The organism is Terrabacter sp. BE26 (assembly GCF_041941675.1).
GTDB lineage: Bacteria > Actinomycetota > Actinomycetes > Actinomycetales > Dermatophilaceae > Terrabacter.
In genome coordinates, this window is sequence record NZ_CP090122.1 from 2,108,385 (window position 1) to 2,134,210 (window position 25,826).

21 protein-coding genes are annotated in these 25,826 nt (G+C 71.8%); 13 read left to right on the forward strand and 8 right to left on the reverse strand.

Annotated features, from left to right (window positions below; genetic code table 11):
• Positions 1-74: 74 nt before the first annotated feature.
• Positions 75-1,118: an L-glyceraldehyde 3-phosphate reductase gene (mgrA, locus tag LQK93_RS09800; protein WP_374971351.1), complete on the reverse strand. Its 1,044-nt coding sequence runs from the start codon at positions 1,116-1,118 to the stop codon at positions 75-77.
• Between the two features lie 149 nt (positions 1,119-1,267).
• Here mgrA and LQK93_RS09805 point away from each other — a divergent pair, with 149 nt between their 5' ends.
• The 6 genes from LQK93_RS09805 (at position 1,268) to LQK93_RS09830 (ending at position 8,299) form a co-directional block, all read left to right on the forward strand.
• Positions 1,268-1,750: a (2Fe-2S)-binding protein gene (locus LQK93_RS09805; protein WP_374971352.1), complete on the forward strand. Its 483-nt coding sequence runs from the start codon at positions 1,268-1,270 to the stop codon at positions 1,748-1,750.
• Entirely contained in the window at positions 1,747-4,296 is a 2,550-nt protein-coding gene (locus tag LQK93_RS09810) for a xanthine dehydrogenase family protein molybdopterin-binding subunit (RefSeq protein WP_374971353.1), read from the forward strand. The genes LQK93_RS09805 and LQK93_RS09810 overlap by 4 nt, the downstream gene beginning before the upstream one ends.
• Positions 4,293-5,150, forward strand: a complete 858-nt coding sequence (locus tag LQK93_RS09815; protein WP_374971354.1) for an FAD binding domain-containing protein — start codon at positions 4,293-4,295, stop codon at positions 5,148-5,150. The genes LQK93_RS09810 and LQK93_RS09815 overlap by 4 nt, the downstream gene beginning before the upstream one ends.
• A 7-nt stretch (positions 5,151-5,157) precedes the next feature.
• A complete protein-coding gene (locus LQK93_RS09820; RefSeq protein ID WP_374971355.1) occupies positions 5,158-5,967 on the forward strand; it encodes an SRPBCC family protein in 810 nt (269 codons plus the stop codon).
• Positions 5,968-6,114: 147 nt separating this feature from the next.
• Entirely contained in the window at positions 6,115-6,768 is a 654-nt protein-coding gene (locus LQK93_RS09825) for an NAD(P)-dependent oxidoreductase (RefSeq protein WP_374971356.1), read from the forward strand.
• A 157-nt stretch (positions 6,769-6,925) separates the two neighbouring features.
• The gene (locus LQK93_RS09830; RefSeq protein WP_374971357.1) at positions 6,926-8,299 is read left to right on the forward strand and encodes an L-serine ammonia-lyase; all 1,374 of its coding nucleotides are present in this window, start codon (positions 6,926-6,928) and stop codon (positions 8,297-8,299) included.
• 41 nt (positions 8,300-8,340) lie between these two features.
• On the opposite strand, the gene LQK93_RS09835 is transcribed toward LQK93_RS09830, so the two are convergent.
• Positions 8,341-8,763, reverse strand: coding sequence for a hypothetical protein (locus LQK93_RS09835; protein WP_374971358.1), 423 nt, complete (start codon positions 8,761-8,763; stop codon positions 8,341-8,343).
• Positions 8,764-8,905: 142 nt separating this feature from the next.
• Between LQK93_RS09835 and glp the strand changes: the two genes are divergently transcribed.
• Entirely contained in the window at positions 8,906-10,099 is a 1,194-nt protein-coding gene (gene glp / locus LQK93_RS09840; protein ID WP_374971359.1) for a gephyrin-like molybdotransferase Glp, read from the forward strand.
• Between the two features lie 36 nt (positions 10,100-10,135).
• Positions 10,136-11,773, forward strand: a complete 1,638-nt coding sequence (locus LQK93_RS09845) for an ABC-F family ATP-binding cassette domain-containing protein (RefSeq protein ID WP_374971360.1) — start codon at positions 10,136-10,138, stop codon at positions 11,771-11,773.
• Between the two features lie 11 nt (positions 11,774-11,784).
• Here LQK93_RS09845 and LQK93_RS09850 read toward each other — a convergent pair whose 3' ends face one another.
• Positions 11,785-12,123, reverse strand: a complete 339-nt coding sequence (locus LQK93_RS09850; protein WP_374971361.1) for a YciI family protein — start codon at positions 12,121-12,123, stop codon at positions 11,785-11,787.
• 57 nt (positions 12,124-12,180) lie between these two features.
• Complete coding sequence (gene fdhD / locus LQK93_RS09855; protein ID WP_374971362.1) at positions 12,181-13,029, reverse strand: formate dehydrogenase accessory sulfurtransferase FdhD; 849 nt, start codon at positions 13,027-13,029, stop codon at positions 12,181-12,183.
• Positions 13,030-13,066: 37 nt separating this feature from the next.
• Between fdhD and LQK93_RS09860 the strand changes: the two genes are divergently transcribed.
• Positions 13,067-13,780, forward strand: coding sequence for a molybdenum cofactor guanylyltransferase (locus LQK93_RS09860; protein ID WP_374971363.1), 714 nt, complete (start codon positions 13,067-13,069; stop codon positions 13,778-13,780).
• A 209-nt stretch (positions 13,781-13,989) separates the two neighbouring features.
• Positions 13,990-16,047, forward strand: coding sequence for a M4 family metallopeptidase (locus LQK93_RS09865; RefSeq protein ID WP_374971364.1), 2,058 nt, complete (start codon positions 13,990-13,992; stop codon positions 16,045-16,047).
• 109 nt (positions 16,048-16,156) lie between these two features.
• Here LQK93_RS09865 and LQK93_RS09870 read toward each other — a convergent pair whose 3' ends face one another.
• Positions 16,157-16,777: a hypothetical protein gene (locus tag LQK93_RS09870; protein ID WP_374971365.1), complete on the reverse strand. Its 621-nt coding sequence runs from the start codon at positions 16,775-16,777 to the stop codon at positions 16,157-16,159.
• 338 nt (positions 16,778-17,115) lie between these two features.
• Between LQK93_RS09870 and LQK93_RS09875 the strand changes: the two genes are divergently transcribed.
• Positions 17,116-19,023 carry an N-acetylmuramoyl-L-alanine amidase gene (locus LQK93_RS09875; RefSeq protein WP_374971366.1) on the forward strand — a complete coding sequence of 636 codons (1,908 nt, stop codon included), beginning with the start codon at positions 17,116-17,118 and terminating at the stop codon, positions 19,021-19,023.
• A 139-nt stretch (positions 19,024-19,162) separates the two neighbouring features.
• Here LQK93_RS09875 and LQK93_RS09880 read toward each other — a convergent pair whose 3' ends face one another.
• Positions 19,163-21,088, reverse strand: coding sequence for a penicillin-binding transpeptidase domain-containing protein (locus LQK93_RS09880; protein ID WP_374971367.1), 1,926 nt, complete (start codon positions 21,086-21,088; stop codon positions 19,163-19,165).
• A 98-nt stretch (positions 21,089-21,186) separates the two neighbouring features.
• Complete coding sequence (locus tag LQK93_RS09885; RefSeq protein ID WP_374971368.1) at positions 21,187-21,819, reverse strand: N-acetyltransferase; 633 nt, start codon at positions 21,817-21,819, stop codon at positions 21,187-21,189.
• Positions 21,820-21,933: 114 nt separating this feature from the next.
• Here LQK93_RS09885 and LQK93_RS09890 point away from each other — a divergent pair, with 114 nt between their 5' ends.
• Together LQK93_RS09890 and LQK93_RS09895 are read left to right on the forward strand one after the other, a co-directional pair.
• Positions 21,934-23,046, forward strand: coding sequence for an App1 family protein (locus tag LQK93_RS09890; RefSeq protein WP_374971369.1), 1,113 nt, complete (start codon positions 21,934-21,936; stop codon positions 23,044-23,046).
• A gap of 12 nt (positions 23,047-23,058) precedes the next feature.
• A complete protein-coding gene (locus tag LQK93_RS09895; RefSeq protein ID WP_374971370.1) occupies positions 23,059-23,919 on the forward strand; it encodes an Fpg/Nei family DNA glycosylase in 861 nt (286 codons plus the stop codon).
• A gap of 92 nt (positions 23,920-24,011) precedes the next feature.
• Here LQK93_RS09895 and LQK93_RS09900 read toward each other — a convergent pair whose 3' ends face one another.
• Positions 24,012-25,757, reverse strand: a complete 1,746-nt coding sequence (locus tag LQK93_RS09900; RefSeq protein WP_374971371.1) for a phospholipase C — start codon at positions 25,755-25,757, stop codon at positions 24,012-24,014.
• Positions 25,758-25,826: the final 69 nt, after the last annotated feature.

Here is a 25,826-nt window from a genome sequence, read left to right on the forward strand (position 1 = left end):
AGGCGGGCCACGCCGTCGGATCCTGCTCCGCCTTCCGGAGCAGGATCCGACGGGTGGGGTGAGGCCGCGCGCCGTCAGTGGGCGCTGGAGCTCTTCCAGAGGTTGATGCCGCCCTCGACGGCGTGCTGGTCGATCTGCTCCAGCTCCTCGTCGGTGAACTCGAGGTTGTCGAGGGCGCCGAGGCTGTCCTCGAGCTGGCCGGCAGACGAGGCGCCGACGAGCACTGACGTCACGCGCGAGTCGCGCAGCACCCAGGCCAGGGCCATCTGCGCCAGCGACTGACCGCGCTGCTTGGCCATCTCGTTGAGCGCGCGGATGTGCTTGAGGTTCTGGTCGGTCAGCAGGTCGGTCGAGAGCGACTTGCCCTGGGAGGCGCGCGAGCCGTCCGGCACGCCGTCGAGGTACTTGTCGGTGAGCATGCCCTGGGCGAGCGGGGAGAAGGCGATGCAGCCGACGCCCTCCTCGCCGAGCACGTCGAGCAGGTCCTCCTCGACCCAGCGGTTGAGCATCGAGTAGCTCGGCTGGTGGATGAGCAGCGGCGTGCCCAGCGAGCGGAGGATCTCGACCGCCTCGCGGGTGCGCGGGCCCGAGTAGCTGGAGATGCCCACGTAGAGAGCCTTGCCCGAGCGGACGGCGGTGTCGAGCGCGCCCATCGTCTCCTCGAGCGGCGTCGTCTCGTCGAAGCGGTGGGAGTAGAAGATGTCGACGTAGTCGACGCCCATCCGCTGCAGCGACTGGTCGAGCGAGGCGAGCATGTACTTGCGGCTGCCGCCACCCTGGCCGTAGGGGCCCGGCCACATGTCGTAGCCGGCCTTCGTCGAGAGCACCAGCTCGTCGCGGTAGCGCTTGAAGTCCTGCGCGTAGATGGTGCCGAAGTTGCGCTCGGCCGAGCCGTAGGGCGGACCGTAGTTGTTGGCCAGGTCGAAGTGCGTGACGCCGAGGTCGAACGCACGGCGCAGGGTCGCACGCTGGCGCTCGAGGGGCACGTCGTCGCCGAAGTTGTGCCACAGTCCGAGTGACACGGCCGGCAGGTCGAGCCCCCAGCGGCCGGCGCGGCGGTAGATCATCGAGTCGTAACGGCTGCGGGCGGCCTGGTAGTCATCGGCGTGAAGAGTCATGCCGACAGTCTTGCCCGTTCTCGCTCCGTCCCCAACGCGGGGTGTCGCATGTTCTCGCATTTGCCCTTGTGGAGTCCTTGATGCCGAGTAACACTCAGCCAGGGGAAGTCAGAGAACTCAACTGCAGCGTGGCAGGAGGACCGACAAGCATGACCCGAATCAACGTGACCGTCGACGGGGTGAGCTACTCCGACGAGGTCGAGCCCAGGACCCTACTGGTCCAGTACCTTCGCGAGACCCTCGGCAAGACCGGCACCGTCATCGGCTGCGACACCAGCAACTGTGGTGCCTGCACCGTCCACCTCGACGGCACGAGCGTGAAGTCGTGCAACGTCCTCGCCGTCCAGGCCGACGGCCGCGAGGTCACCACCATCGAGGGGCTGGCCACCGACGGGCAGCTGCACCCGATGCAGCAGGCGTTCCACGAGTGCCACGCCCTGCAGTGCGGCTACTGCACCCCGGGCATGATCATGCAGGCGTGTGACCTGCTCAAGGAGAACCCCGACCCGAGCGAGCAGGAGATCCGCGAGGGCCTCGAGGGCAACCTCTGCCGCTGCACCGGCTACCACAACATCGTCAAGGCCGTTCAGCAGGCGGCCAAGGACCTCAGCTCGCAGGCGGTGTCGTCATGACGATCACCGAGGAGCGCCCCTCCGACCAGGAGGCCGCGGGCGAGATCGGCAAGGCCCGCACCCGCAAGGAGGACCAGCGCCTCATCACCGGCCGCACCCGCTGGACCGACAACATCCAGCTGCCCGGCATGCTGCACCTGGCGATGGTGCGCAGCCCCTTCGCGCACGCGACGATCACGGCGATCGACACCCAGGAGGCGCGCAAGGCGCCCGGCGTCATCGGCGTCTTCACCGGGCGCGACGTGGCCGACGGGCAGGGCCTCCTCGCCAACGCCTGGCCGCTCAACGGCGAGCAGAAGACGCCGAACCACCTGCCCGTCGCCGTCGACCGGGTCGCCTGCGCCGGCGAGATCGTCGCGGTGGTGGCGGCTCGCTCGGCCGCCGAGGCCCGCGACGCCGCCGAGCTCGTCGACGTCGACTACGACGAGCTGCCGGCGGTGCTCGACCTCAAGGAGGCCGCCACCGACCAGGTGCTCGCCCACCCCGACCTCGGCACCAACACCTCCGCCGTCTGGACGCTGGACTCGGCGGCGCAGGGCTCGGGCACCGACGTCGAGGCAGAGATCACCAAGGCCCGCGAGAACGGCATCGTCATCGAGCGGGAGTACCGCCAGCAGAGGCTCATCCCCGCGTTCATGGAGCCCCGCTCGACCGTCTGCGACCCGACCGGTGAGCAGCTGACGGTGTGGTCCTCGACGCAGGTGCCACACATCCTCCGCTTCCTGCTCGCCGCCACGACGGGTATGCCGGAGTCGAAGATCCGCGTCATCGCCCCCGACGTGGGCGGCGGGTTCGGCGGCAAGCTCCAGACGACGCCGGAGGAGTTCGCGACCATCGCCGTGGCTCGCCGGCTCGGGAAGCCCTGCAAGTACACCGAGACCCGCAGCGAGTCGATCCTCTCGGGCCACCACGGGCGCGACCAGATCCAGAAGCTGACCCTCGCCGCCGAGAAGGACGGCCGGGTCACGGGCCTCAAGGTGGAGCTGCTCGCCGACCTCGGCGCCTACGTCGGTGTCGTCGGCGGCGGCACGCCGGTGCTCGGGGCCTGGATGTTCAACTCCATCTACAAGTTCAACGCCTACCACTTCACCGTGCGGACGCTGCTGACCAACAAGACGTGGGTCGACGCCTACCGCGGAGCGGGCCGGCCCGAGGCGACGTTCGCCATCGAGCGGCTCATGGACGAGCTCGCCGTCGAGGTCGGCGTCGACCCGCTCGAGATCCGTGAGAAGAACTGGATCAGGCACGAGGAGTTCCCGTTCACGACCGTGGCGGGGATGACGTACGACTCGGGCAACTACGAGGCGGCGACGGCCAAGGCCAAGGAGCTGTTCGGCTACGACGAGCTGCGCGCCGAGCAGAAGCGCCGCCGGGAGAGCAACGACCCGGTGCAGCTCGGCCTCGGCATCTCGACCTTCACCGAGATGTGCGGGCTCGCCCCGTCCCGCATCCTCGGCTCCCTCAACTACGGCGCCGGCGGCTGGGAGAGCGCCGGGATCCGGATGCTCGCGACCGGCAAGGTCGAGGTCATCACCGGTGTCTCGCCGCACGGGCAGGGCCACGAGACGGCGTGGAGCCAGATCGTCGCCGACCGGCTCGGCGTGCCCTTCGAGGACGTCGAGGTGCTGCACGGCGACACGCAGATCTCGCACCGCGGGATGGACACCTACGGCTCCCGCTCGCTCGTCGTCGGCGCCGAGGCGGTCGTCCGGGCCGCCGACAAGGTCATCGAGAAGGCGAAGCCGATCGCGGCGCACCTGCTCGAGGCCAGCGTCGACGACATCGAGTTCACCGGCGGCCGCTTCGGGGTCAAGGGCACCGACAAGGGCATCAGCATGGGTGAGGTCGCGATGGCCAGCTGGACCGCCCACAACCTGCCCGACGGGGTCGAGCCGAGCATCGACGCCGACGCGACCTTCGACCCGGAGAACTTCTCCTTTCCGCACGGCACCCACCTGTGCGCCATCGAGGTCGACACCGAGACGGGCGGGACGAAGATGCGCTCCTACGTCTGCGTCGACGACATCGGCACGATCATCAACCCGCTCATCGTCGAGGGGCAGGTCCACGGCGGACTCGTCCAGGGCATCGCCCAGGCCCTCTGGGAGGGCGCGGAGTACGACGAGCAGGGCACCCTCGTGACCGGCTCGTTCGTCGACTACACCCTGCCCACCGCCGCCGACACGATCAGCTTCGTCACCGACCACACGACCTCGCCCGCGACCTACACGGCCTTGGGCACCAAGGGAGTCGGTGAGGCCGGCGCCATCGCGTCCACGCCCGCGGTGGTCAATGCGATCGTCGACGCCCTGCGCCCGCTCGGGGTCGACGACATCGTCATGCCGTGCACGCCCGAGCGCGTGTGGAAGGCCATCCAGGCCGGGCACCCCGTCACCACCGAGGGCCAGCGCGACGCGCAGGCGCACTTCGACGAGGCCACGCCCAACCAGGACCCGGGAGCCGGCACGCCTGCGTCCACGGACTCCTGGTCGGCCGACAGGGGCTCCGGCGATACCGGCTCCGCGAGCGAAGGGAGCCAGTCGTGATCCCCGCCCAGTTCGACTACCTCGCCCCCACGTCGGTGCAGGAGGCGATCGCGGCCCTCGCCGAGCACGGCGACGACGCCAAGGTCCTCGCCGGTGGGCAGTCGCTGCTGCCGATCCTCCGGATGCGGCTCAACGCGCCGGAGATGGTCATCGACCTCGGGCGCATCCCCGAGCTGCAGGGCATCAGCGAGGAGGGTGACCACCTCGTCATCGGCGCCATGACGACGTATGCCGCCGTGCTGGCCTCCGAGGCCGTCGGCACCCATGCGGCCGTGCTGTCCAAGGCGATCCACACCGTGGCCGACCCGCAGATCCGGCACCGCGGCACGGTCGGCGGTGCGCTCGTGCACGCTGACCCGGCCGGTGACGTGGGCGCACCCGTGCTCGCCCTCGAGGCGCAGCTCGTCATCGCCGGGGCCGACGGCTCGACCCGCACGGTCGCGGCCGAGGACTTCTTCGAGGACCTCTTCACGACGGCAGTCGGGGAGGGTGAGCTGCTGACGCAGATCCGCATCCCCAAGCACACCGGCTGGGGCGCGCACTACGAGAAGTTCGTCCGGGTGAGCCACCAGTGGTCGATCGTGGGGGTCGCGGCGACGGTGCGCAGCGAGGGCGGCTCCATCGCCGAGGCGCGAGTCGGGCTGACCAACATGGGCTCGACGCCGCTGCGCGCGCGCTCGGTCGAGGAGGCCCTGGTCGGGCAGCCCGCGACCGACGAGGCCGTCCGTGCGGCGGTCGCGTCCGTGGCCGAGGGCACCAACCCGCCGTCGGACCTCAACGGCGACTCCGACTACCGCAAGCACCTCGCCACGGTGCTGACCCGACGCGCGGTGCTGGCCGCGGCAGGAGCGTGATCGGCGGATGGAGCTGACCCACACCTTCACCGTGCCGACCTCGGTCGACGACGCGTGGGCCCTCTTCATGGACCTCGAACAGGTCGGCGGCTGCTTCCCCGGCGCAACCGTCACCGAGGTGAGCGACGACAGCTTCTCGGGCACAGTCAAGGTCAAGCTCGGCCCGATCGCTCTGCTCTACACGGGGTCCGGCTCCTTCGTGGAGCGCGACGACGCCGCCCACCACGCCGTGATCGAGGCCAAGGGCAAGGACAAGCGCGGCAACGGCACGGCCGGCGCCACGGTGACGATCCAGCTCACAAGCGCGGAGGGCGGCACCAGGGCCGACGTCGTCACCGACCTCGCCGTCACGGGGAAGCCGGCGCAGTTCGGCCGCGGCGTCATGCAGGACGTCTCGGACAAGCTGCTCCAGCAGTTCGTCGCGTGCATCGAGAAGCAGCTGACCGGACCGAAGGCCACGCCCGAGACCGAGGGTGCGACCGAGGGTGCCCCCCAGGGGACGGCGGCGGAGACGGCGGCGGAGACGGCGGCCACCGCTCCCGCCGCTGCGGCCGCGGTCGCTTCCGCACCGTCGAGCGGCTACGTCGAGACGGGGTCGGACGCGCTCGCGGCCGACACCTCCTCGGCAGCACCCTCGGCGGCCCCGGCGTCGCAGGTCGCCTCCGCACCGCGACGTGTCACCCGGGAGGTCGAGGAGGAGGCGCTCGACCTCGGCTCGGCGGTCATGCCGGTGCTGATCCAGCGGTATGCCGGCTACGCCGCGGCGGCCGCCATCGGCGCCCTCATCGGCTGGCTCCTCGGGCGCCGAGGCGACTGACCCGGAGGTCTGCGCCTGCACCACGCCCGTCGGCCCGGTCCCCGCGGACCGGGCCGACGGCATACCCAAGCGGTCGTTCCGGGAAGACGCACCCGTGACGGCGGCGTTGGAACTCTGGACAGCTGTTCCCGAGCCTTCAGGAGAGTCATGTCCCGCGTCACGATCATCGGCGGTCACGGCAAGGTCGCCCTGCTCGCAGCCCCGCTCCTCGTCGCCGACGGCCACGACGTCACGTCCGTGGTGCGCAACCCCGAGCACGTCTCCGACGTCGAGCAGACCGGCGCCACCGCAGCGGTGCTCGACGTCGAGAACGCCTCGACCGAGCAGATCGCCGACCTCGTGCGCGGCAGCGACGTCGTGGTGTGGTCCGCGGGCGCCGGCGGCGGCAACCCGCAGCGCACGTATGCCGTCGACCGCGACGCCGCCATCCGCTCGATGGACGCCGCCGCGCAGGCGGGGGTCGGGCGCTACGTCATGGTGTCGTACTTCGGTGCCGGGCCCGACCACGGCACCCCGGAGGACAGCTCCTTCTACGCCTACGCGGACGCGAAGTCCGCGGCCGACGAGCACCTGCAGGGCACCGACCTCGCGTGGACGATCCTGCGGCCGAGCGGCCTGACCACCGAGGGAGCCACCGGGCACATCGAGACCGGCGACGACGTCTCGGCCGGGCACGTGTCGCGCGACAACGTCGCCCACGTGATCCGCTCCGTCGTGGAGCACCCGGACGCCGCCGCCCGGCGCGTCATCGCCTTCAACGACGGGACCCGGCCCATCGACGAGGTCGTCGCCACCGGGTGAGGGGACCGGCGGGGTAGGGCCTGGGCACACCGGGTCGGCGACATTCGTCGCCGCTTTCCCCGTGCATGTGCGCGTCGGTGACCACGCGACGTACGCTCGTTCGGTCGCCCACCACCCCGGGCGGCAGCCGTCAACGACGACACAGAGTCAGGACTTCATGGCGCTCAGCGTTTTCGACCTCTTCTCCATCGGCATCGGGCCGTCGAGCTCGCACACCGTCGGCCCGATGCGCGCCGCGGTGCTCTTCGCCGAGGGGCTGCGCGAGGGCGGCGTGCTCTCGCAGGTCAGCCGCGTGCGCGCAGAGCTCTTTGGCTCCCTCGGGGCCACCGGGCACGGGCACGGCAGCGACAAGGCGGTCATCCTCGGGCTGACGGGCGAGCGGCCCGAGCTGTGCGATCCGCGGGCTGTCGAGAGCCGCCTCGCCCACATCCGCGCCTCCAAGCGCCTGCCGCTCCTCGGCGAGCACGCGATCGACTTCGTCGAGGACGAGGACCTCGTGCTCCACCGGCGCAAGACGCTGCCACTGCACCCGAACGGCATGACGTTCACCGCCCTCGACGCCCAGGGCGCCACGCTCGCGCAGCGCACCTACTACTCCGTCGGCGGCGGTTTCGTCGTCGGCGGCGACGCCGACGGCGAGACGCGGATCGTCGAGGACTCGACGCCCGTCGCGCACCCGTTCCGCACCGGCGACGAGCTGCTCGCCCACTGCAAGGAGACCGGCAAGTCGATCGCCCGGATCATGCTCGAGAACGAGCTGTCGTGGCGCACCGAGCAGGAGGTGCGCGACGGCCTCCTCGACATCTGGCGCGTCATGAAGGAGTGCGTGCGCAACGGCATCGACACCGAGGGCGTGCTCCCCGGTGGCCTGCGGGTGCGCCGGCGCGCACCCGAGCTGGCCCGCCGCCTGCGCCTCGAGGGCACCAGCGACGACCCGCTGCGCGGCATGGACTGGATCACCCTCTACGCGCTCGCCGTCAACGAGGAGAACGCCTCGGGTGGCCGCGTCGTCACCGCGCCCACCAACGGCGCGGCCGGGATCATCCCCGCGGTCCTGCACTACTACGCGAACTTCGTGCGCGGCGCCGACCGCGACGGCATCGTCCGCTTCCTGCTCACCGCCGGCGCGATCGGCGTCATCTACAAGGAGACCGCCTCGATCTCCGGCGCCGAGGTCGGCTGCCAGGGCGAGGTCGGCTCGGCGTGCTCGATGGCGGCCGGCGCCATGGCGGCCGTAATGGGCGGCACCCCCGAGCAGGTCGAGAACGCCGCCGAGATCGGCATGGAGCACAACCTCGGCCTCACCTGCGACCCGGTCGGCGGCCTCGTGCAGATCCCGTGCATCGAACGCAACGCGATCGCCTCGGTCAAGGCCATCACGGCCGCGCGCACCGCCCTGCGCGGCGACGGCTCGCACGTCGTCTCCCTCGACAAGGTCGTCAAGACGATGCGCGAGACCGGGCGCGACATGAAGGTCAAGTACAAGGAGACCGCGCGCGGCGGTCTCGCCGTCAACGTCATCGAGTGCTGATCGTCATCGCGTGCTGAGCCGGCCGACTGCTCACCTGTCGGTCACCTGGGAGGGAAGACAAGGGGCAGCTCGAGCTCGCACTCGTAGTAGCGCATCTGCAGCTGGCGGCGCTCCACGTCGATGACCCCCTCGCCGACGGCGAGCACGGTGTTGAGCCACTCGTGCGAGGGCGCCTCGGTCTGGAACGTCATGACGTGGAGGCCGTGCCCGTCGGTCAGCGACGAGAGACCCGTCAGGGTGTAGAGGACGATGCCGTCGTCGACCTCGATGACGCCACGCGCGTCCGGGGAGGCGTACCCGTGCCACAGGCGAGGGAAGTTCGACCACCTGGCGGTTCCCGCCAGGCGGCCGGTCAGGGTGCCCGTCCCCTGCCCGTAGACCCTCCCGTCGCGACCCAGTGACGGCTCGACCGCCTCGTAGAGGTCGTAGGTCCAGCTCGCGTCGCAGAGGTGCTGGAGTCGCATGGCATCCTCCTCGGATGGCCGCCGTTCCCATCGACGGTACGCCGGCGCGACCCGTTCGGTGCTGACTCGGTCAGACCCGAGACCGTTCCCGCCGGACTGCCCGAGCCCGCCACCCCGGAGCTCGTACGACAGACTGGCGCACATGGGTCATCGCTCCGTCGCAGAGCACCGAGCCGCCGTCGAGCGGCTCCTGGGGGAGGGGTCGTGCGAGCAGGTCCCGCTCGACCGCCACGCCGCGGGCCGCCGCCTCGCCGTCGACCTCGTCGCCGCCGACGACCTCCCGCGCTTCGACAGCTCCGCCATGGACGGGTATGCCGTGTGCCCCGGGTCGCCGGACCAGCGCACCTATCCCGTGGTCGGCGACGTGCCGGCCGGCTCCGCCCCCGCCTTCGGCCTCGTCCCCGGTCAGGCCGCCCGGGTCATGACCGGGGCGCGCGTGCCGCAGGGCACGGTGGCCGTGGTCCCGGTCGAGCTCACCGACGCGAGCCCCACCGGGCCGGCGCCCGAGAGCGTCACCCTGCGGCAGGCCCCGCTCCCGGGGAGGCACGTCCGACGGCGCGGCGAGGACGTCACGGCCGGCTCGGTCATCGCCACCGCCGGAGCCGCCGTGACGCCGGCCCTGCTCGCCCTGGCCCGCTCCGCCGGCTGCACGAGCGCCTCGGTGCCTGCCCCCACCCGCGTCGCCGTCATCGCGACCGGCGCAGAGCTCGCCCCACCCGAGGCAGACCCCGGCGCAGGCGGCATCCACGAGTCCAACTCGCAGATGGTCGCCGCCCTCGCCGAGGCCGCCGGCTGCCGCGTGCTCCGCGCTGAGGTGTGCTCCGACGAGCCGTACGAGCTGCGCGCCCTGCTCGACGAGCTCGATGCCGACCAGGACGTCGACCTCGTCGTCACCACCGGGGGCGTCAGCGCCGGCGCCTACGAGGTCGTGCGCCAGGTGTGCTCGCCGCTGCCGACCTTCGACTTCGTCCACCTCGCGATGCAGCCAGGAGGTCCGCAGGGCCTCGGCTGCTACGGCTCCACCCCCGTCGTCTGCCTGCCGGGCACGCCCGTGGGGGCCTTCGTCGCCTTCCACATGCTCGTGCGTCCCGCCCTCGACCTCCGGCACGGAGCGCCGACAGCGCCTGCCGGGCGGGCGGAATACGTCGGCAGGACCCGCCGCACGCGCGCCGGGCGCGTCCAGTTCGTGACGAGCGTGCTCCACGAGGACGGCGTCGTGACGGCCCCCGACGCCCGGCACCTCACCGCGCTCGCCGCCGCCAACTGCCTCATCGAGGTGCCCGAGGGCGTCGACCAGCTCGTCGAGGGCGACGTCGTCGTCGTGCACCCGGTGTGACGGGGGCATCGCTGCCGGGCACCTAGGCTGTGGGGCGTGAGCGCGACCCTGGTGGCCAAGGACCTCGCCGGGGGCCACGCCCACCGGACCCTCTTCGAGCACCTCGACCTCACGGTCGCGCCCGGTGACGTCGTCGGCGTCGTGGGCGCCAACGGCGCGGGCAAGTCGACACTCCTGCGGCTGCTGGCGGGAGTCGACGATCCGCTCGCCGGTACGGTCACGACCGCCCCATCCGACGCCTTCGTCGGCTGGCTGCCGCAGGAGCACGAGCGGCTGCCGGGCGAGACCGTCGCCGGGCACATCGGCCGCCGCACCGGCGCGACGGCCGCCACGGCCGCGATGGAGGAGGCCGCGGCCGCCCTCGGGGGAGACGACCCCAAGGCCGACGAGACGTATGCCGTCGCCCTCGACCACTGGCTCGCGAGCGGCGCCCCCGACCTCGACGAGCGGATCCCGCCGATGCTCGCCGAGCTCGGCCTCGAGGTCGGGCCCGACGCCCTCATGACCTCCCTCTCCGGCGGACAGGCGGCCCGTGCGGCGCTCGCAGCGCTGCTGCTGAGCCGCTTCGACCTCGTGCTCCTCGACGAGCCGACCAACGACCTGGACCTCGCCGGGCTCGAACGGCTCGAGGCCTTCGTGCAGGGCCAGCGCGGCGGCGTCGTGCTCGTCTCGCACGACCGCGAGTTCCTCGCCCGCTGCGTCACCCGCATCGTCGAGCTCGACCTCGCCCAGAACGCGGTCTCCGTCCACGACGGCGGCTACGAGTCCTACCTCGAGGAGCGCGAGGTCGCACGGCGCCATGCCCGCGAGGCGTACGAGGCGTATGCCGGCACGAAGTCGGACCTCGAGGCGCGAGCGCGCACCCAGCGGGAGTGGTCGTCCAAGGGCGTGCGCAACGCGATGAAGAAGAACCCCGACAACGACAGGAACCGCCGCGCGGCGAGCATCGAGTCGTCGGAGAAGCAGGCGCGCAAGGTGCGGCAGATGGAGTCGCGGATCGCCCGGCTCGACGAGGTGGCGGAGCCCCGCAAGGAGTGGGTGCTGCAGTTCTCGATCGGGGCCGCGCCCCGGTCGAGCTCGGTCGTGGCCACGCTGAACGAGGCGGCGCTCCGGCGGGGCGACTGGACGTTCGGCCCTGCGTCGCTGCAGGTCGAGGCCCGCCGGCGGATCGGGATCACCGGTCCCAACGGCGCGGGCAAGTCGACGCTGCTCTCGCTGCTGCTCGGCCGGGTCGAGCCGACCGCCGGGAGCGCGTCGCTCGGCGCCAGCGTCGACGTCGGCGAGATCGACCAGGCCCGGACCGGGCTGCGCGAGGACCTGACGCTCGGCGACGCGTTCGGCGAGGCGGTGCCGGACCTGAACCCGGCCGACCGGCGCACCCTGCTCGCCAAGTTCGGGCTCAATGCCGACCAGGTCGGCAGCGCCGTCGGCCGGCTGTCACCCGGCGAGCGCACGCGCGCGGCGATGGCGCTGCTGCAGGCGCGCGGCGTCAACCTGCTCGTGCTCGACGAGCCGACCAACCACCTCGACCTGCCCGCGATCGAGCAGCTCGAACAGGCCCTCGAGTCCTACGACGGGGCGCTGCTGCTCGTGTCGCACGACCGACGCCTGCTCGAGAACGTCCGGCTCGACGAGCGCTGGCACGTCGAGGCCGGCCGGGTCACCCGACTCTGACCCGTCGCCCCTCAGGCGGGGGACTGGGTGGCGTCGGCGACCCACGGGCCGAGCGGCGGGTCCCAGCGCCGGACGACGCGGCGCAGGATGTGGCCGCCGAGCCAGTACGGGTCCTGGTCGAACGCCGCCGTGACCTCCTCGAGCGACTCGGCCGAGTAGACGATCAGCGCCGCGTTGACCGGCTCCTGCTCGGTCGGCTCGGCCTCGCTCACCTCGTCGATGCCGTCCTGGTACATCCCCGCGACGAGCAGACCGGGCTGACCGGTGAGCCACTCCCGGTGCTCGGGCCGGATCGTCAGCATCTCGCTGATGTCATCGGCATACGTGTAGTGGATGGCGAAGATCGCCACGGTGGGCCTCCAGTCGCTCGGGTGGGGGTCGGGGGGACGCGGCCGGGGCCGCGGCGGTCAGGTGGTCGTGATGCGGTGCGCCCCGGCATACACGTTGAGACGGGAGCCGCGCACGAAGCCGAGCAGGCTCATGCCGGCGTCCTCCGCGCACTCGACAGCCAGGGACGAGGGTGCGGAAACCGCTGCGAGACAAGGGATCCCGGCCATGATCGCCTTCTGCGTCAGCTCGAACGACGCGCGCCCCGACACGACGAGCACGCAGCCGGCCCCGGGCACGCGGCCGTTCTGCAGCGCCCACCCGACGACCTTGTCGACGGCGTTGTGCCGGCCCACGTCCTCGCGCACCACGAGCAGCTCGCCGTCGGCGGTCGCCAGGCCCGCGGCGTGCAGGCCACCGGTCTTGTCGAAGGACTTCTGCTCGGTGCGCAGCGCGTCTGGCAGCTCGGCGATGACCTTGGCGGCGAACTCCGTCGCGTCGGAGCGCACGTCGAAGGCCGACTGGGCCCGCAGCTGCTCGATGCTCGCCTTGCCGCACACCCCGCACGAGGAGTTGGTGAAGAACGATCGCGTCGCCGACGCGGCCGGCGCCGCCACCCCGGGGGCCAGCGTCACGTCGATGACGTTGTAGGTGTTCTCGTCGAAGCCGCTCTCGCCCGAGACGACCGCGCCCTCGCAGTAGCGGGCCAGCGCGATGTCCTCGGCCGAGCGGATCAGCCCCTCCGACATGAGGAAGCCGTGGACCAGCTCGATGTCGTGACCGGGCGTGCGCATCGTCACCGTGAGCGGCGTGCCGCCCACCCGCAGCTCGAGCGGCTCCTCGACGGTCAGCGTGTCGGGACGCGTGCTCGTCGAGGGCGTCGCGAGATCGATCGTCGTGACCTTGCGCCGCACGGTGACCCGTCCCATGGGGCCAGCCTGCCACGTGTCGTGCCAGACTCCGAGGGTGCCGCCCCCCGAACGTCCGAGCGACCCTCCCGGCGCCCTGGCCGCGGATCCCGTCGTCGTCGTGCTGACTGGGGGCGCCTCCCGCCGGATGGGCTCACACAAGCCGCTGCTCGAGGTCGCCGGCCGCCCCCTCGTCGCCCGGGTCCTCGATGCCGCGGGCGACTGGCCCGCGCTCGTGGTCGGGCCGACGCAGGGCGTCCCCGACGGCATACGCGCCGTGCTCGAACCGGTGCCCGGCGGAGGTCCCGTGGCCGGGCTCGCGGCTGCCGTTGCGGCCCTGCCGGCCGAGGCGCCGGGGGCGCCGGACGTCCTCGTCGTCCTGGCCGCCGACCTGCCCTTCGTGACCCACGAGCACGTCACGAGCCTCGTCGCCGCGCTGGCCGGGCCCCCGAGCACGTATGCCGCAGGGCCGCTCCCCGAGACCGCCGACCTCGCCGTGACGGTGACCGCCGACGGGCGCACCAACTGGCTCTGTGCCGCCTGGCGGCTACCCGCCCTGTGGGCGCGTCTCGAGCAGGTCGGCGATGCATACGGCACGAGCATGCGCAGGCTGTGCGCCGACGTGCCGACGGTCCTCGTCGACGACCCCGACGAGGTGGCCCTCGACGTCGACACCCCGGCCGACCTCGACCGTGCACGCGACCGTGCACGTGACCGGGCGTGCGACAGGTCACACGGACGGGTCGACGGGCCCGCGGACTCTGGGAGATAGTCCAAGCCGCGCCCTCGCGCCGATCCCCCTGGCGCCAAGCGCGACTCAGGAGTTGGCGTGCAGTTCGCAAAGACTTCGTATGGTCAGTTGACCGTTGTTCCCGGCGACTGCCAGCGTCGCGCTCGTCCCAGCCAGCTCTGATGTTTCCGTGAGATGGCGGCACACCTTTCGAGGCGGCGCTCGTGCCGCATCCCCACAAGGAGTCAACAGTGAACCGACTGAAGTCTGGGCTGGCGACCGGAGGGCTGCTGGCCCTCGCCCTCGCCATCTCGCCGGCGATCCCGGCGGGCGCAGCGGCAGGTGCAGGGCGCGACAAGGCGCCCGCTCCCGAGTCGCAGAGCCTCAAGGCGACCGAGCAGTCCCGCGCGGCATCCTCGGCGAGCGCCCTCGGCCTCACGGGCGAGACGCTCACCGTGAAGTCCGTCATCGCGGACCCCGACGGCAACACCCACGTGCGCTACGACCGCTCGATCAACGGCCTGCGCGTCGTCGGCGGCGACTTCGTCAGCCACAAGGACGCCTCCGGCAAGGTCAAGAGCGTGACGTGGAACATCCGCAAGAGCGCCACCCCGGCCTCCTTCTCGCCGAAGATCGCGCGCAGCACCGCCCAGGCCGCCGGCCTCGCCGCCGCCAAGGCGAAGAACGAGAAGGCCTCGCCCGGCGAGCTCGTCGTCTTCCAGTCGGCCGCCGGCCCGAAGCTCGCGTATGAGGTCGTCACCGAGGGCATCAAGGCGGACCAGACCCCGACGCGCCTGCACACCATCGTCGACGCCATCACCGGCAAGACCCTCACGAGCTGGGACGACGTCAAGGAGGGCACCGGCAACGGCATCTTCGTCGGCAGCGTGTCCCTGGCCACCTCGGGCAGCTCCGGCGCGTACACGATGCAGGACACCCACGGGAACTACACGACCGACCTGAACCAGGCCACGAGCGGCAACGGCACGACCTTCACCGACGCCGACGACGTCTGGGGCACAGGCTCGCAGAGCAACCGGCAGTCGGCGGCCGTCGACGCGCACTACGGCGCCGGCAAGACGTACGACTACTACAACACCCAGCTCGGCCGCGCCGGCATCTGGAACAACGGCACGGGCGCCCGCAGCCGCGTCCACTACGGCCAGAACTACTCCAACGCCTTCTGGGACGGCACGCAGATGACGTACGGCGACGGCGCCAACAACGCCGCCCCGCTCGTGGAGCTGGACGTCGCGGGCCACGAGATGAGCCACGGCATCACCGAGAACACGGCGGGCCTGGCCTACTCCGGCGACGCCGGGGGCCTCAACGAGGCGACCTCCGACATCTTCGGCACCGGTGTCGAGTGGTACACCAACAACCCCAACGACAACCCCGACTACCTCATCGGCGAGAAGCTCAACCTCAACGGCAACGGCACACCGCTGCGCTACATGGACAAGCCGAGCAAGGACGGGGCGTCCAAGGACTGCTGGAGCGCGACGCTGGGCCTGCTCGACCCGCACTACTCCTCCGGGCCGCTCAACCACTGGTACTACCTCGCCTCCGAGGGCTCCGGCGCCAAGACGGTGGGCGGCGTGAGCTACAACAGCCCCACCTGTGACGGCTCCACCGTGACCGGCATCGGCCACCTCAAGGCCGAGAAGATCTGGTACCGCACGCTCTCGACCTACCTGACCTCCTCGAGCAACTACGCGGCAGCCCGCACCGGCGTCATCAAGGCCGCCAAGGACCTCTACGGCGCCGGCTCGGCCGAGTGCACCGCGGTCGACAAGGCGATGGGCGCCATCGCCGCCCCGGCCAGCACCGAGACGTGCGGCACGAGCGGGGGCGGCGGCACGGGTGGCTCGCTGACCAACGGCGGCTTCGAGTCCGGGCAGACCGGCTGGACCGGCACCGCGGGCCCGATCACGAACAACACGGGCCGCCCGGCCCACGGTGGCACGTGGAAGATGTGGCTCGGGGGCAACGGCACCTCCGGCTCCGAGAACGAGTCGCAGACCTTCGCCGTCCCGTCCACGGCCACCTCGCCGACCCTGACCTACTGGATCCGGATCGACACCGCTGAGACGTCGACGACCTCGGCCTACGACACCGCCACGGTCTCCATCAACGGCGTGACGAAGCAGAGCTACTCCAACCTGTCCACGCCGAAGGCGTCCTACGTCCAGAAGACGATCGACCTGACGGCCTACAAGGGCACGAACGTCACGCTGAAGTTCGCCGACACCGAGGACTCCTCGCTCCAGACGAGCTTCGTCGTCGACGACGTGGCGACGAGCTTCTGATCGGCCACCGCTGATCGACCGGCGCCTCGCCTGAGGCGCACCAGGCACCGAGGTCGGTATGCCGCCGGGTCACGCCCGGCGGCATACCGACCTCTCGCGTCGGTGCCGTTCAGGGCGTCGGCAGCGACGACGACGCAGACGGCGACGCCGGGGTCATGCACCGGGTGACCGCCGGGACGGTGAGCGTCACGTCGCTGACGAGCGTCCCGACGAGACCCGAGATCTCTCCCAGCGAGGGGTCGCTGAGGTCGATCGCCCGGGCACGGTCGTCCGTGACGGAGATGGTGATCGGGTCGCTCTCGGCCACGTCGGCTCCCACCGTGGTGGACCCGTCGCTCGGCAGGACGGTGCTGGGCAGGGCACTCGCCTCCGGGCGCAGGGTCGCGAGGAGCGAGAGGAGCCGACGCTGCAGGGCGTGGTCCAGCAGGCAGACCCGGCCGTGCACCGACCTCGTCTCGACGAGCACCCGGCCGTCGGCGCCGAGCACCACGACGTCATCGTAGCCGGCGCTGCCGCCCGTGCGCCGCAGGGTGAGGGGGAACTGCGGACCGCGGGACGCCTCACTCCCGCTGTCGCCGCCGTCGCCGGACTGCGGGGGAGGCGAGGTGGCGGGGATGGGGTCGGTCTGCGCCCCTGTCTGGGCCCCTGTCTGCGCCTCGGAGGAGCCGGGGAACCCGGAGGAACCGGGCGAGGAGGCGCCCCCGCATCCCCCGACCAGCACTGCTGCCATGGCCAAGCCCACACCCAGGCCAGCGCGCCCCATGGTTCCCATGGTGGTCCCTGCGAGCCGCCGGCGAAGGCGCAACGCCGCGGTAACAACGCCGCGGTGACGAGCGAGCGGGTCGACGTGAGATTCAAGTGGCGGGCCCCGAGATGCAGCGGAATGCTCGGTATCGGAGGTTTGTCCCGGGCTCTGGGCCCGCCTGACCCCCACCCCAGGACGGCGCCCCCGGTGGACCCACACCGGTGCCGAGCATCCTGCAGCCAAGACACGAAAGGGACGATCGAGTGACATCCACCTCCTCACCACACCGAACACCAAGGGCACGCAGGGCGCGGCAGTCCCTGGTGGCGCTCGGCACCGTCGCGGCAGTCTCCGCGGGCCTGGCCCTGGCCTCCCCGGCAGCCCAGGCGGCAGACCCCTCGGCCAGCGTCGCGGGCAGCGACTCGGCCAGTCGTGAGCGCGCCTTCGCGGCCGCCTCCGCCGAGTTCGGTGTGCCCCGCACGGTCCTCGAGGCTGTGTCCTACTCGCAGACCCGGTGGGACTTCCACCCCGGCCACAGCAGCTCCGGCGGCTACGGTCCCATGCACCTCGTCGACGCCGCCCTCGGCTCCGCGGCAGAGGGCCGCGGCCTCGGCGAGGCGCCCACGCCCACCCCCGACCCCGTCGCCGACACCCTCGGTCGGGCCGCAACGCTGACCGGCCTGTCCAAGGACGCGCTGCGCACCGACGAGCGGGCCAACATCCGAGGCGGCGCGGCCCTGCTGGCCGCCACGCAGAAGCGCCTGGGCCTGCCGACGGGCCAGGCCACCGACGCCGGGCAGTGGTATGCCGCGGTCGCCGACGCCTCCGGCTCCAGCGAGCAGGACGTCGCGGACGCGTTCGCCGACGACACCTACTCCGTCATCGCCTCGGGCGCCTCCCGTCGCACGATCGACGGCAAGCAGGTCTCCCTGCCGCCCTCGAGGGTCAAGCCGCAGACGGGGCTCGCCGGCAGGCTCCACCTGCACCAGAAGCACAACAAGGGGCCCGTGGACTGCCCGCCCGGCCTCGACTGCGAGTGGCTGCCGGCGCCCTACGCCCAGACCGGCCCGGGCGCCGGTGACTACGGCAACCACGACCTCGCCAAGCGGCCCGTCGCGCCCAAGATCACCGACATCGTGATCCACAACACCGAGGGCAGCTACGACACCGCCCTCAAGCTCGTCTCCGACCCGAACTACCTCGCCTGGAACTACACGGTCCGCAGCTCCGACGGCCACATCGCCCAGCACCTCGACCCCAAGGACGTCGGCTGGCACGCCGGCAACTGGTACATCAACGGCCACGCGATCGGCATCGAGCACGAGGGCTTCGCCGCCCAAGGCGCCCAGTGGTTCAGCGAGCCGATGTACCGCTCGTCGGCGCGTCTCGTTCGCTACCTGGCGAGGGAGTACGACATCCCGCTCGACATGCAGCACATCTTCGGCCACGACCAGATCCCCGGCGTGACGGCCGCCAACGTCGCCGGCATGCACTGGGACCCGGGGCCCTACTGGAACTGGGAGCACTACTTCCAGCTCCTCGGCGCCCCGCTCCAGTCGCACACCGCCCGCCACGCCAAGGACCTCGTCCGGATCCTGCCCGGCTTCGAGGACAACCAGCAGATCGTGACGTACTGCGACGACAAGGTCGCCGACAGCTGCGGCTCGCAGCCGACGAACTTCGTCTACCTGCACACCGCCCCGTCCGAGTCCGCGCCGCTCGTGGGCGACATCGGCCGCAAGGCCAGCGGTGCCCCCTCGACGACCTCCGTCTCCGACATCGGTGCCCGCGCCCAGACCGGCCTGACCTTCGCGGTGGCCGAGCGCCAGGGTGACTGGACGGCGATCTGGTTCAACGGTGTCAAGGGCTGGTTCCTCAACCCGGTCGCCGACCCGACGGCCGTCCCGGTCCGGGGCTACTACGTCGTGCCCAAGGCGGGCCTCGCCAAGGCTCCCGTCTACGGCCGCGCCTACCCCGAGGCGTCCGCCTACCCGGCCGGCATCCCCGCCCAGGCGGTCTCCCCGCTGCAGTACACCTTCGCCGCGGGCCAGCGGTATGCCGTCGGCGACCTCACCGTCCCGACCGACTACTACCGGGCCGTGACCTTCTCACCCGACACCCCGAACGACCACGTCGACGTCGTCGGTCAGGACCGCTACTACCAGATCTCGCTCGGCCACCGCTTCGCGTTCGTGCGCGCCGCGGACGTCGACGTGGTCCCCGCTCGGTAGCCCCCGCGACTCAACCGTCGAAAGGCCAAAGTCTGCGGGCTGCACCATGTCGAAAGGCCACTTCTCGTCACGAGAAGTGGCCTTTCGACTACGCAGCACCCGCAAAGATTGGCCACTCGACGGTGGGGGATCGCGCTGGTCAGTGGAGGTCGTAGGCCTTGAGGAAGCTGGTGATGAAGGGCGCGGCGCCGGTCACGCCGTTGTCGCCGACCTCGTTGTAGGCGGCGATCGCGATGTCGCCGCGGCCGGCCACCATCCACGCGTGCGTGTCGGGCGGGTTCTTCGTGCCGAACTCGGCCGTGCCGGTCTTGGCGTACTGCACCCCGAGCGGCGCCAGCACCTTGCCGGAGCCCTCCTTGACGACCGCGCTCATCTCCTGGCGCAGCACGGCCGCCTCGGCCGGCTCGAGGGGCTTGGCCGGCTGGGGCAGCGCCTCGGCGCCCTGCACGAGCGCCGGGCGCACCGTCTGGCCCTTCATCACCGAAGCGACGACCAGAGCCATCGTCAGCGGCGAGGCCTCGACCCGCCCCTGGCCGATGAACGAGGCCGCGTGCTCGACGACGTCGTCGGTCGCCGGCACGGAGCCGACGAACCCCGTGAACGGCAGGTCGAGCTTCTCGCCCATGCCGAGCGACTGCGCCGCCTGGGCGAGCTCGTCCTGGCTCACCTTCGGGTGCTGGCTGATGAAGGCGGTGTTGCAGGAGAAGGCGAGGGCGGTCTGCATCGGGATGTCGCCGAGCTTGTCCTTGGGGTAGCCGGTGTAGTTGCCGAAGCGGCGCCCGTTGACCGTGAGCGCGTCGGTGCACGGCAGCTTCGTGGCCGCGGTCGCGCCCGTGCGGACCAGCGCCAGCGAGCTCGCGATCTTGAACGTCGACCCCGGCGCCTCCTTGCCGGCCAGCGCGAGGGTCGAGCCGCCGGCGCCGGGCCCGACTGCTGCGGCGAGCACCTCACCGGTGGACACGCGTACGGCCACGAGCGCCGTCGGCCGGGCGGTCTGGGAGGCCAGGGCCGCCTCGGCGGCACTCTGGGCCTTCGGATCGAGGGTGGTCCTGAGCGGCTCGCCCTCCTTGGACACCTCGGCGAAGAGCTCCCGCTTGTCCAGCACGCTGCCGTCGGCGCCACGCTTGACCGCGAGCACGGCGAGGCCCGGGGTGCCGCGCAGCTGCGTGTCGTAGCGGTACTCGAGGCCGCTCATGCCGACGGTGTCACCACTGTGCAGCGCGCCCTTGGACTTGGCGATCTGCTCCGCGGTGGCCTCGCCGACGCTCCCGAGGATCGGGGCCGCCCACGTGCGGGTGGGTCCGAGCACCTGCATGGCGGGGACGCTGAGCGCCCCGTTGACCTCCTTGATCGCCGGGCCGTTCTTCGTGAGGAGGGGGTCGGTCGCGCGCACGGTGAGGCCCTGGACGAAGGCCTTCGCGCCGGCGGCCGAGACCTTGGCGGCGAAGCGGCCCGGGTCGATGTCGAGCAGTGCGGCGAGCCTGCGGGCCGACGCCGTCGCCTGCGCTCCCGAGACCTTCGTCTTGTCGATGCCGATCACCGCGACCTCGCGCTCGGTCATGAGCTTGCCGCCCCCGGCGTCGAGGATGTCCGCCCGGCGAGGAGCGGTGCGGGTGACGCTGAGGCCCTCGTCCGGGCCGAGCTCGGGCGCGACCACGCCGGGGCTCCACGTCACCTTCCACAGGCCGGCGACGAGAGTCAGCGGCACCTGCGTCTCGTAGGTCCAGTCGGTCGGCGACGCGGAGACGTCCCACCGGCTGGAGAGCGTGGCGGTGGCGCGGTCCGAGCCCTCGGGGTGACTCAGACTGCTCAGCGACACCGTCGGGCGCAGGGTGCCGACGCCCTTGTATGCGCTCGCGACGAAGGCGGTCGCCTTGGCCGGGGTCGTGTTCCCGAACGCCACGGCGCCCAGGTCGCCGGTCGCCAGGCCCTTGGCCAGGGCGCGGGCGGCGTCCCCCGGCTCCGGTGCGGAGGCGAAGAGCGAACAGCCGGCGCTGGAGGCGCTGGCGAGCGCGCTCGTCAGCGCGACGACGACGAGAGGTTTGACCCGAGATGCCTTGAGCATGGCTACACCGTACGGCGTGGCCCGCGGGCCTCCTGTGTGGCAAGCCTGTGCCGAGGGTGTGGAACGTGTGTCCTCGGCATGGCGCCGCGGCCCGGGCTTCAGCGCTCCGGGCGCCAGAGCTGGACGGAGGCCACGGGGTCGAAGCCGCCCGCCAGGAACGCGCGCAGGGCCCTGGCGTTGCCGGGGGCGCACGCGGCGACGACCACCTCGTCCTCGGGGACGAGGGTCAGCGCGTGGCGGACGACGTCCGACCCGACGTGGTCCTTGGCCGGGTCGGTCTCGAGCCCGACCTCGGGCAGGCCGCCGAGCCCGGTCGAGAGGGTCACGAGGGTGCGGTCGTCGGGGGCGGCGTACCCGTAGGTCGCGACGTCGCTGCGCACGGAGGTCGCGTGCTCGGCGCGCGGGTGGTTGCGCAGGTCGCTGCGCGGCACGAGCGCCGGCTCGCCGCCGGCGCCGCGCGCGACGAGGACGATGTCGAGCGCGTCGATCCAGCCGCTGCCGGCGAGCCGGGAGACGAGGCGTGGGTTGCTGGCTCCGCCGAACCCGTCCGGGCTGAGGGCCACGAGCGTGCCGTCGGAGATCTCGTCGTCGACGGCCAGGATGGCGTGGCCGGTGAAGGCGACGACGCCCTCGACGCCGGAGCGCCACGGCTCCACGCGTCGCCAGCCGCCGTCGACGGCGGGGAAGTCGCCCGTTGCGGCCCTGCTGAGTACTTCGCCGATGGGGTGCACGCCCTCCATCAAACCTGCCGCGCGGTCGGCGTGCCCGGTGGGGTCCAGCTGGTGGTACCTGCCGGTAACCCCGCGGTCGGCGCGGATGACGGTCGGCGCAGGTAGGTTGAGGCCATGTCACGACCGCATGCGGCCGCCATCATCGAGGACGCCGTCCACGAGCAGGTAGAACGCGTGCTCCGCAGCCGCGGCTGGGGCAACCGGGTCATCACGCACGTCGGCTACGGCTCGTCCTCGTTCGTGCGCGTGTATGCGCGGATCGTGCTGGGCCGCAAGGGCCGTGAGCACACCGAGGGCCCGGAGCCGCGCCAGGACGCGACGGGTGCGCTGACCCCGGCGCGCTACGACCGTGGCTGGCGCGCCTTCCTCACCTCGCCGGCCACCGGCGTCCCCGTGAAGGTGACGGCGGGCGACCGCGAGGTCTACGGCCGCTCGGACCGCGGCGGCCACGTCGACATCGTCGCCCGCGACCACGGCCTCGCCCCGGGCTGGCAGCAGGTGATCGTCGAGGTGCAGGGCACCGAGCCCGTCGCGGCCGACGTCTTCATCGTCGCCGACGACGTCACCTTCGGCATCGTCAGTGACATCGACGACACCGTCATCACGACGATGCTGCCGCGCCCCCTGATCGCGGCCTTCAACACGTTCGTGCGCAAGGGTAAGGCCCGTCACGCGGTGTCGGGCATGGCGCCGATGTACCGCCGCCTGTTGGCCGCGCACCCGGGCGCTCCGATCGTCTACGTCTCGACGGGCGCGTGGAACACCGCCGCCACCCTCAACCGCTTCCTCGTCGAGAACGGCTTCCCGCTCGGGCCGCTCCTGCTCACCGACTGGGGGCCGACCAACACCGGGTGGTTCCGCAGCGGCCAGGCGCACAAGCGCACCGCGCTGGACCGGCTCGCCCGCGACTTCCCCGACATCAGGTGGCTGCTCGTGGGCGATGACGGGCAGCACGATCCCGAGATCTACGCCGAGTTCGCCGAGGCCCGGCCCGAACGCGTCGACGCCATCTGCATCCGTCACCTGTCGCCGACCGAGCAGGTCCTGTCCAACCCGATGAAGATCGACTCGCCCATCCGGCCGTGGGCCTCGCGCTCGGTCCCGACCTTCTCGGCGGCCGACGGGCACGAGCTGCTCCGGGTCCTCGACTCCGTGGGCAAGGTCGGCGAACCCGTCGCCGCCGACGAGCAGCCTTCCCGTCCGGGCCGTTCCGTGGGCGCCGGATGACACACTGGGCCCATGCCTGAGCTGCCGGAGGTGCAGGCGCTCGTCGACTTCCTCGCCGAGCGGACGGAAGGCCTCGCCATCACCGGGGTCGAGCTCGCGTCGTTCAGCGTGCTCAAGACCTTCAACCCACCGCCGCAGGCGCTCGAGGGCGCCCCCATCGACGGCGTCCACCGCCACGGCAAGTTCCTCGACATCGACGCCGACGGCACCCATCTCGTCTTCCACCTGGCCCGGGCCGGCTGGCTGCGCTGGTCCGACCAGCTGCCCACCACCGTCGTGCGCCCCGGCAAGTCGCCGATCGCCCTGCGCGTACGCCTGTCCGACGGCTCCGGATTCGACCTCACCGAGGCGGGCACGAAGAAGTCGCTGGCCGCCTACATCGTCAAGGACCCGGCCGAGGTGCCGGGCATCGCTCGGCTCGGGCCCGACCCGATGGCCGACGACTTCACGCTCGAGCGGTTCCGCTCGATGCTCGAGGGCCGCCGCACCCAGATCAAGGGACTGCTGCGCGACCAGGAGTTCATCGCCGGGGTGGGCAACGCCTACTCCGACGAGATCCTGCACGTCGCGAAGATCAGCCCGTTCGCCATCGCCGGGTCCCTCGCCCCCGAGGTCGTCGAGCGGTTGTATGCCGCCCTGCGCGACACGCTGAAGAGCGCCGTCGCGACGGCGTCGGGCAAGCCGGCCAAGGAGCTGAAGGACGCCAAGCGGGCCGGGATGCGGGTCCACGCGCGCACCGGCGAGACGTGCCCGGTCTGCGGCGACACCGTGCGCGAGGTGTCCTTCGCCGACACGTCCCTGCAGTACTGCGCCACCTGCCAGACGGGCGGCAAGCCGCTCGCCGACCGGCGGATGTCGCGGCTGCTCAAGTAGTCCGTTCACGAAGCCCGCACAGGGAAGAGGGCGCGCCGGCAGATCCGGCGCGCCCTCTCCTGCTGTGCTGTGACGGCAGGTGACCTTCGGCGTCAGCCCCGACGGGCCGGCATGCCCGAGTGGTCGCCCGAGCGCTCGCCGTGTCCGTGGTCGGAACGGTCGTCGTCACCGTGGGACCGCTTGACCGACACGACGGTGCCGGTGGTGTCGTCGAGGATCACCTGCGGGGCCTGCGACTCGTCGAACGAGAAGAGGCCGCGCATCGAGCCAGCCCAGGCGTCGGCCGAGCCGTCGCCGATGCGGCCGACCTTCCAGTTGTCCTCGATGAGACGCAGGATCGAGGCCTGGTCGGTCTGGTGGTGGTCGACGAAGTTCGCCCTGGCGAAGGGCGAGATCACCACGAGCGGCTGGCGCGGGCCGGGGCCGCAGCGGTCCTGGTAGCCCTGGGCGATCGGCACGCCGGCCGCAGCCGCCTTGGTGCAGAAGGCCGCGTCGTCGGTCGTGTTCGAGGCGTTCTTCACCTGGGCCGCGACGTGGTCGTACCAGCCGTCGGAGTCGTCGTAGGCCAGGACGATCGCCGTGTCCTTCCAGTGCTTCGACTTCTGGATGGCGTTGACCTCCTTGACGACGAAGTGCTGCTCGTCGAGAGGGTCGGAGTAGCCGGCGTGGCCGTCCTGGTAGTTCGGCGCCTTGAGGAAGCTGACGGCCGGCAGGTTGTCGGTGCCGACGACCTGGTCGAAGGACGTCATGTCGTACTGGTGGTTGGCCTGGCCGTCGTGGCCGATCTCGGCGGTGCTGGCCGGCGGCAGGTGGTGCGGGTTCGCCGTCGACGCGTAGTACTGGAAGGGCTCGTGGTGCGGGTTGTAGTCGGTCGAGGAGACGCCCGCAACGTTGGTGTGCGTGGTCGTGCACGAGGCGGGCGCGCCACCGGCGGCCGGGGTCGTCGGCGTGAAGCCGCCCTGGAACCAGCCCCACGACACCTTCTTGGCGTTCAGCAGGTCGCCGATGTTGCGGCCCGTCATGCCCGCGAGCGTGTAGCTCTTCGTGTGGCTGTTGTTGGAGCAGTCGTCGTAGACGGGGTCGGGGTCACCGGTCATCGTGCCGACGCCGTTGGCGTCGGGGACGCGCACCGTGTAGTCGCCACCGGCGGGGGTCGTGGCCGGGGTGCCGTCGGCGTTGAACTCCTTGACGCCGTGGGTCTGGCCGGAGACGAGGTTGAGCGCGCCCGGGGAGGACGGGCCGAAGGTGGTGCTGAAGGCGTGGTCGCTCATCGCGTAGTGCTGCGCGTAGTTCCACATCGCCGTGACGGTGTTGCCGTCGTAGTAGTCCATCGTGAGCCCGGGGCGGCCGAAGGTCGGGGCGGCGCACGCGTCCTTGCTCGTGAACTCCACGAACTTGTCCATTGCGCCGGCGTTGTAGGCCTTCTGCTCGTTCGTGTACGTGTGGTCCTGGTCGCAGGTGACGGCCTGGCCGGGCGTGAGGCGCTGGGGCTGCACGGAGTTGGGGTTGTTCGGCGCGAGCAGGCGGTCGTGGGCGAGCGTCGCGATGTTGCGCGGGGTGCCCTGCGCCGCGGTGAACTTCGGGGCCGGCGTGTTCGAGCCCTGCTGGGTCTCATCCGGGAGGTTGGCGGCCTTGGGATAGGTCGCGAAGTAGTGGTCGAACGACACGTTCTCGCCGAAGATGACGACGACGTGCTTGATGGGGCTGGTGGTGGCGGGCGACGCCGACCTGCCGACCGGGGCCGGGTGGGCGCTGACGGCGCCGGCTGCGGCGACGGCCGGGACGACGAGCGCGGCGGCGCCGACGCCGGCGAGCGCGAGTCGGGCGGAGCGTTTCATGGGGTCTCCTCTGAACGGCTGGTTCGGCCGAGGCAGCGCATGGGCGCACCGCCCTGCGGCCGGAGCGAA